The organism is Pseudomonas sp. NBRC 111133, assembly GCF_001320605.1.
GTDB lineage: Bacteria > Pseudomonadota > Gammaproteobacteria > Pseudomonadales > Pseudomonadaceae > Aquipseudomonas > Aquipseudomonas monteilii.
Genome location: NZ_BCBJ01000055.1, coordinates 53,444 through 60,533, shown reverse-complemented (window position 1 = coordinate 60,533; position 7,090 = coordinate 53,444). Strand labels below are relative to the sequence as shown.

The 7,090-nt window shown below is 63.1% G+C and carries 5 protein-coding genes and 1 pseudogene; 3 read left to right on the top strand and 3 right to left on the bottom strand.

What is annotated here, in order from left to right; genetic code table 11:
* Nucleotides 1-128: 128 nt before the first annotated feature.
* Nucleotides 129-1,016 carry a protease HtpX gene (gene htpX / locus APH36_RS11505; protein WP_016500929.1) on the top strand — a complete coding sequence of 296 codons (888 nt, stop codon included), beginning with the start codon at nucleotides 129-131 and terminating at the stop codon, nucleotides 1,014-1,016.
* A gap of 94 nt (nucleotides 1,017-1,110) precedes the next feature.
* Here the strand turns inward: htpX and APH36_RS11500 are convergent, their stop codons facing one another.
* Complete coding sequence (locus tag APH36_RS11500) at nucleotides 1,111-1,761, bottom strand: thiopurine S-methyltransferase (protein ID WP_060498718.1); 651 nt, start codon at nucleotides 1,759-1,761, stop codon at nucleotides 1,111-1,113.
* Between the two features lie 110 nt (nucleotides 1,762-1,871).
* On the opposite strand from APH36_RS11500, the gene APH36_RS11495 reads away from it, so the two are divergent.
* On the top strand, nucleotides 1,872-2,639 hold the full coding sequence (locus APH36_RS11495; RefSeq protein WP_060498717.1) for a class III extradiol ring-cleavage dioxygenase: 768 nt from the start codon (nucleotides 1,872-1,874) through the stop codon (nucleotides 2,637-2,639).
* 90 nt (nucleotides 2,640-2,729) lie between these two features.
* Here the strand turns inward: APH36_RS11495 and APH36_RS11490 are convergent.
* Both APH36_RS11490 and APH36_RS11485 read right to left on the bottom strand, forming a co-directional pair.
* Nucleotides 2,730-4,443 (bottom strand): annotated as a pseudogene (locus APH36_RS11490) (DEAD/DEAH box helicase).
* A 293-nt stretch (nucleotides 4,444-4,736) separates the two neighbouring features.
* On the bottom strand, nucleotides 4,737-5,492 hold the full coding sequence (locus APH36_RS11485) for a spermidine synthase (protein WP_060498716.1): 756 nt from the start codon (nucleotides 5,490-5,492) through the stop codon (nucleotides 4,737-4,739).
* Nucleotides 5,493-5,608: 116 nt separating this feature from the next.
* Here APH36_RS11485 and APH36_RS11480 point away from each other — a divergent pair, with 116 nt between their 5' ends.
* Nucleotides 5,609-6,955 carry a class II 3-deoxy-7-phosphoheptulonate synthase gene (locus tag APH36_RS11480; RefSeq protein ID WP_060498715.1) on the top strand — a complete coding sequence of 449 codons (1,347 nt, stop codon included), beginning with the start codon at nucleotides 5,609-5,611 and terminating at the stop codon, nucleotides 6,953-6,955.
* The last annotated feature ends 135 nt before the right edge of the window (nucleotides 6,956-7,090 follow it).

The window sequence follows — 7,090 nt, the reverse complement described above, 5'->3', positions numbered from 1 at the left end:
CCCGCGCCATCCTCTGCCATACTCCGCAGTACACAGTTTGAAATAGTCGCCCGATTGAATCGGCGCGGCAGGCCCCTTATATACCCCGCAGTAAGCGACAATTCATCCGTCAGGAGAACGTAACAACCATGATGCGCATTCTGTTGTTTGTGGCCACCAACCTCGCGGTGGTGCTGGTTGCAAGCATTACCCTGAGCCTGTTCGGTTTCAACGGGTTCATGGCGGCCAACGGGGTCGACCTGAACCTCAGCAGCCTGCTGGTGTTCTGCGCCGTGTTCGGCTTTGCCGGCTCCTTGGTCTCGCTGTTCATCTCCAAGTGGATGGCGAAGATGACCACCGGCACCCAGATCATCAGCCAGCCGCGCACCCGCCACGAGCAGTGGCTGCTGCAAACGGTCGAAGAGCTGTCCCGTGAAGCCGGCATCAAAATGCCCGAGGTGGGTATCTTCCCGGCATACGAGGCCAACGCCTTCGCCACCGGCTGGAACCGCAACGACGCGCTGGTGGCCGTGTCCCAGGGCCTGCTGGAGCGCTTCTCGCCCGATGAAGTGCGGGCAGTGCTGGCCCACGAGATCGGCCACGTGGCCAACGGCGACATGGTCACCCTGGCGCTGGTGCAGGGCGTGGTGAACACCTTCGTGATGTTCTTCGCGCGCATCATCGGCAACTTCGTCGACAAGGTCATCTTCAAGAACGAAGAAGGCCAGGGCATTGCCTACTACGTGGCGACCATCGTTGCCGAGCTGATCCTGGGTATCCTGGCCAGCATGATCGTGATGTGGTTCTCGCGCCGCCGCGAATACCGCGCCGACGAAGCCGGTGCGCAACTGGCCGGTACTTCCGCCATGATCGGCGCCCTGCAGCGCCTGCGCGTGGAGCAAGGCCTGCCGGTGCATATGCCTGACACCATGAAGGCCTTCGGCATCAACGGCGGCCTGAAGCACGGCCTTGCCGGGCTGCTGATGAGCCACCCGCCGCTGGAAGACCGTATTGAGGCCCTGCGCCGCCGCGGTTGATCCAACGGGTAATGCAAAAAGGGCGACTTCGGTCGCCCTTTTTTGTGTATGCCTGTACCGACCTCTTCGCGGGCCGGCGAAGGCTACACATCTGTCAGCGGATTATGCGGTACACCCGCTCCAAAAGGCTGGATGCCCCAGCCTGCAAAAACTTCGGGCTTTCCTGAATAAGCTCCGCAACCTCAAGCTCTTCCACCTGCCACCCGGCCAACCCCTGCCGCACCTCTTCATCCCCCACCGAAAACGGCGGCCCGTCCAGCAGCGCCTGGTCATAATCCAGCGTCACCAGCAGCCCCCGACAGCTCACCGGCAGCGATGCGGACAAAGCCTCCACGTACTTCACACGCATCTGCGGCGGCAGCGCAATCAGCGCCGCCCGATCATAAAGCCCCATGCAGTCGCCAATGTCCTGTGCACGCAACGCGAAGAAATCGCCACACCACAGCTCGACGTCACCCTGGCGCCATACCTCGAATGCGCCTTGCTGACGCACCTCGGGTTCAAGCCCGTGCTCACGGAAGAAATCCTCCACCGCCCGCCGCGACAGCTCCACGCCCAACACGCGATACCCCTGCCCCGCCAGCCAGGCTAGGTCCAGGCTTTTGCCGCACAGCGGCACCAGCACGCGGCTGCCTGGCGCCAGGCCCACTGCTGGCCAGTGCGCTTGCAGGTAAGGATTGACCTGCCCCTGGTGAAAGCCGATCTGGTTGTCGGCCCACCGTTTGTGCCAGAACGCTGGCTCCATGGTTGCTCCTTGTTTATCGAGTAAACCGATAGAAAACGCGTAAAACTTGCGATGGAAATCGATCAGTTTCTGATCGAAGATGAGTGCATCTTAACCTTCAGGACCTCGCCATGCTGCCCAGCCTGTTCATCTCCCATGGTTCCCCCATGCTCGCCCTGCACCCAGGTGCCAGCGGGCCGGCCCTGGCCGGGCTGGCCAATAGCCTGCCAAGGCCGAAGGCCATCGTGGTGGTGTCGGCGCACTGGGAAAGCCGTGAACTGCTGGTGACCAGCAGCGCGCAACCCGAAACCTGGCATGACTTCTACGGCTTCCCACCGGCGTTGTACGCCGTGCAGTACCCGGCGCCGGGCGAGCCTGCGCTGGCTGCCAAGGTAAGCGAACGGCTCACGAACGCCGGCCTGCCGGCCCGGCTGGATGCGCAACGGCCATTCGACCACGGCGCCTGGGTGCCGTTGTCGCTGATGTACCCGGATGCGAGCATTCCGGTGGTGCAGGTATCGCTGCCCAGCCGCATGGGGCCGGCGCTGCAGGTGAAGGTAGGCCAGGCGCTGGCGGGGCTGCGTGGCGAAGGTATTCTGCTGATTGGCTCGGGCAGCATCACCCATAACCTGGGCGAGCTGGACTGGCACGCCGGGCCGGATGTGATCGAGCCTTGGGCACTGGCATTCAGGGACTGGGTGGTGGAGCGGTTGCAGGCAGATGACCAGGCGGCGCTGTTGGATTACCGGCAGCAGGCGCCGCATGCGGTGCGCAACCATCCCAGTGATGAGCATTTGCTGCCGCTGTTCTTTGCCCTTGGGGCTGGGAGCAAGTTCGGGGTGGTGCATCAGGGGTTTACCCTAGGCGCGCTGGGAATGGACATTTGTCGGTTTGACTGACGGGCCTCTTCGCGGGTAAACCCGCGAAAGGGCCGACACAGGCAAAAAAAATCCCCAGCCAAGGCCGGGGATTTTTTCATTGCGCCAGGATCAATCCTCGCGGTAGCGACGCAGCTTCAGCTGCTTGCCAGCCACGCGGGTGTCCTTGAGCTTGGACAACAGCTTCTCCAGGCCATCTTCCGGCAGCTCGACCAGGCTGAAGCTGTCGCGCACCTGAATACGACCGATGGCGTCACGGGCCAGGCCACCTTCGTTGAGGATCGCACCCAGCAGGTTCTTGGCAGCGATGCCGTCACGGGCACCCAGGGCAGTACGGCAACGCACACGGCCTTCGGCCAACGGCATTGGCGCACGGCGCTCACGGTCGCCACGATCTGGGCGCTCGCCACGCTCACCGCGCTCGGTACGCTCGCCACGCGGAGCAAAACTAGGCACCAGCGGCTGCTCACGCTCTACCGCCGCCAGGTCCAGCGCCTGGCCATTGGTGGCCTTGCGCAGCAGGGCCGAAGCCAGGGCACGGGCACTGCAACCCAGGTCGGTGGTCAGGCGGTCAAACAGGTCGCCGTGGGTGGCTTCGGCTTCGGCTACCAGCGGCGCCAGGCTCGAAGTCAGCTTCTTGATGCGGGCATCCAGCACGGCCTGGGCATTCGGCAGGCGGGCTTCGGCTACCTTCTGACCGGTCACACGCTCGATCACCTGCAGCATGCGCCGCTCACGCGGGGTGACCAGCAGCAGCGCGCGGCCATCGCGACCAGCACGGCCGGTACGGCCGATACGGTGTACGTAGGACTCCGGGTCGTACGGCATGTCAACGTTGAATACGTGAGTGATGCGCGGTACGTCCAGACCACGTGCAGCGACGTCGGTGGCGACGACGATGTCCAGGCGGCCATCCTTGAGCGAGTCGATCACGCGCTCACGCTGGTTCTGGGCGATGTCGCCGTTCAGCGCGGCAGCCTTGTAGCCCTTGGCTTCCAGCGCGGCGGCCAGGTCCAGGGTGGCTTGCTTGGTGCGCACGAAGGCGATCAGCGCGTCGAACTCTTCCACTTCCAGCAGACGCAGCACAGCCGGTATCTTCTGGTCGGCGTGGACCATCAGGTGGGCCTGCTCGATCGCGGTAACGGTCTGGGTCTTGCTCTGGATCTTGACGTGCTTGGGCTCACGCAGGTGGCGCTCGGCGATCGAACGGATCGACGAAGGCAGGGTTGCGGAGAACAGCACGGTCTGACGGGTAGCCGGGATTGCGTCGAAGATCACTTCGAGGTCGTCCATGAAGCCCAGCTTCAGCATCTCGTCGGCTTCGTCCAGTACCAGGTACTGCACGGTCGACAGGACTTTTTCGTCACGACGCAGGTGGTCGCACAGGCGGCCTGGGGTGGCCACCACGATTTGCGCGCCGTTGCGGATTGCACGCAGCTGTGGGCCCATCGGGGCACCACCGTACACGGCAACCACGTTCACGCCTGGCATCTGCTTGGCGTAGGTTTCGAAAGCGGTAGCAACTTGCAGCGCCAACTCACGGGTTGGCGCCAGGATCAGGGCTTGCGGTTCGCGCTTGCTCACATCGATCTTGTTGAGGATCGGCAGGGCGAAGGCAGCGGTCTTGCCGGTGCCCGTCTGCGCCTGGCCGATCATGTCGTGACCGGCGAGGATGATCGGGATCGATTGTTGCTGAATGGCGGACGGCTCTTCGTAGCCGGTCGCCAGAACGGCAGCAACAATATTCGGATTAAGATCGAGAGCGGCGAAGCCGCCGGTTTCCTGGGTCATGGGTCTGCCTCTAGGTGCATCCGCAAAGACCCATGCTCCAAAGCTGCACATGCCTTGAAAGACCGTCAGGTCACCCAGGCAGCTTTGGCGGCGGGGATTTGCGAAAACGATTGAAAAAGAAAACGTGGGAAGGTCCGCCTAGCGGACGTGCAGCCGAAGCTGGACTCGGAGGATTTGCACCACCTGATTTTGAGGTCCGCTAAAAGACCGGCGCGTACTATACCCGAAATCGTGCAGGGACGTGAGGAATATTTTCGCAGTGAAAGGCCATTGTCGGGCCATCAGTTAGCTGGAGCTGAATCGTTATTTCCCTGAAGACTGACGCAGTCAGGTAGCCGGCCGAATCTCGCGGATCAACCCCTCAAGGCTATACCCCAACCGCGGTGCAAGCGCCTCGGCACGCGTCCGCAACCCTTCCAGGTCCAGCGATTGTTCCAGATCCGCCGGCACCAGCAAGATCACATTGCCCTCCTTCACCGGCAGCTCCCAGTAATGCCGATGGTACAACCCACGCAGCAACGCCGCACCCAGCGGCTTGCCATCATCGGTGGCCCACTGGTTGATCACCAGCCAACCGCCCGGGTTCAGCTGCTGCTGGCAGTTCTCCAGGAAGTTCCACGCCAGGTGCCCCACGCCCGGCCCGTGGTCGGTGTACAGGTCGACGAACAGCAGGTCGGCCTTCTCCGCCGTGGGCAGCAACGCCAGGGCATCGCCGATGCGCACATACAGCCGAGGGTCGTCATCCAGCCCCAGGTACTCCATGGCCAGGCGCGGCACGTCCGGGCGCAGTTCGATGGCTTCGATGTCTTCCAGCGGCAGGAACTTCATGCAGGCCTGGGTCAGCGTGCCGGCACCCAGGCCAAGAAATAGCGCGCTCTCGGGCTGTTCGTGGCACAGCGCCCCCACCAGCATGGCGCGGGTGTAGTCGTACTCCAGCCAACTCGGGTCGGCCGTGAACACGCAGCTTTGCTCGATGGCATCGCCGAATTCCAGAAAGCGGTAGTCGTCTACTTCGTACACGCTGATGACGCCAAACGCGTCCTCGACCCGTGCCAGTAGCCGCTCTTCCCGTTCCACCGTCATGCTTACCACCCGCCCGCGTAAAAACGCGCATTGTCCGTCAACACCCTCGATGCAACAAGCGCAGTGCCAACTGTTACCATGGCCCATAGCCTACAACCGACAAGACCGAGCCCGAGATGAACCAACCGTGGAGCCCTGACAGCTGGCGCGCCCTGCCGATCCAGCAGCAACCGACCTACCCCGACGCCGCGCACTTGCTGAAGGTTGAACAAACCCTGGCCAGCTATCCGCCGCTGGTATTCGCGGGCGAGGCACGCGAGCTGCGCCGCCAGTTTGCCGAGGTGACCGAAGGGCGCGCCTTCCTGCTGCAGGGGGGCGACTGCGCCGAGAGCTTCGCCGAGTTCTCGGCGGCGAAAATCCGCGACACCTTCAAGGTGCTGCTGCAAATGGCGATCGTGATGACCTTTGCCGCCGGCTGCCCGGTGGTCAAGGTTGGCCGCATGGCCGGCCAGTTTGCCAAGCCGCGCTCCTCGGGCGATGAAACCATCGGCGATATCACCCTGCCCGCCTACCGTGGCGACATCGTCAACGGCATTGGTTTCGATGCCAAAAGCCGCATCCCCGACCCGGATCGCCTGCTGCAGGCCTACCACCAGGCCACCGCCAGCCTCAACCTGCTGCGCGCCTTTGCCCAGGGTGGCTTTGCCGACCTGCACCAGGTGCACAAGTGGAACCTGGACTTCATTGCCAACTCGGCGCTGGCCGACAAGTACCACCAGCTGGCCAACCGCATCGACGAAACCCTGGCGTTCATGCGCGCCTGTGGCCTGGACAGCGCGCCACAACTGCGTGAAACCAGCTTCTTCACGGCCCACGAAGCACTGCTGCTGAACTATGAAGAAGCCTTTGTGCGCCAGGACAGCCTGACCGGCGACTACTACGACTGCTCGGCGCACATGCTGTGGATCGGCGACCGCACTCGTCAACTGGACGGTGCCCATGTGGAGTTCCTGCGAGGGGTGCACAACCCGGTCGGGGTCAAGGTCGGCCCCAGCATGAACCCTGAAGAGCTGATCCGCCTGATCGACACGCTCAACCCGGCCAACGACCCCGGGCGCCTGAACCTGATCGTGCGCATGGGCGCGAGCAAGGTTGGCGACCACCTGCCGGGGCTGATCCGCACCGTCGAACGCGAAGGGCGAAAGGTGCTGTGGAGCTCGGACCCGATGCACGGCAACACCATCAAGGCCAGCACCGGCTACAAGACCCGCGACTTTGCGCAGATCCTGGATGAAGTGAAGCAGTTCTTCCAGGTACACCAGGCCGAGGGCAGCCATGCCGGCGGCATTCATATCGAGATGACCGGGCAGAACGTCACCGAATGCATCGGCGGCGCCCGGCCGATCACTGAAGATGCGTTGTCTGACCGGTATCACACCCATTGCGACCCACGGATGAATGCCGATCAGTCGCTGGAGCTGGCGTTTCTGATTGCCGAAACCCTCAAGCAGGTGCGGCGCTAATCGAAGCAAGTCATACGGGCCTCTTCGCGGGCAAGCCCGCTCCCACAAGCACCGCACAACTCTCAAGTATTGTGCAGTACCTGTGGGAGCGGGCTTGCCCGCGAAGAGTCCGGCAAATCCACCGACAACGTTAGC

What these genes read in the sequence shown, in the direction of transcription:
- htpX (WP_016500929.1), top strand. Translation starts at nt 129, where the DNA reads ATGATGCGCATTCTGTTGTTTGTGGCCACCAACCTCGCGGTGGTGCTG.
- APH36_RS11500 (WP_060498718.1), bottom strand. Translation starts at nt 1,761, where the DNA reads ATGGAGCCAGCGTTCTGGCACAAACGGTGGGCCGACAACCAGATCGGC.
- APH36_RS11495 (WP_060498717.1), top strand. Translation starts at nt 1,872, where the DNA reads ATGCTGCCCAGCCTGTTCATCTCCCATGGTTCCCCCATGCTCGCCCTG.
- APH36_RS11485 (WP_060498716.1), bottom strand. Translation starts at nt 5,492, where the DNA reads ATGACGGTGGAACGGGAAGAGCGGCTACTGGCACGGGTCGAGGACGCG.
- APH36_RS11480 (WP_060498715.1), top strand. Translation starts at nt 5,609, where the DNA reads ATGAACCAACCGTGGAGCCCTGACAGCTGGCGCGCCCTGCCGATCCAG.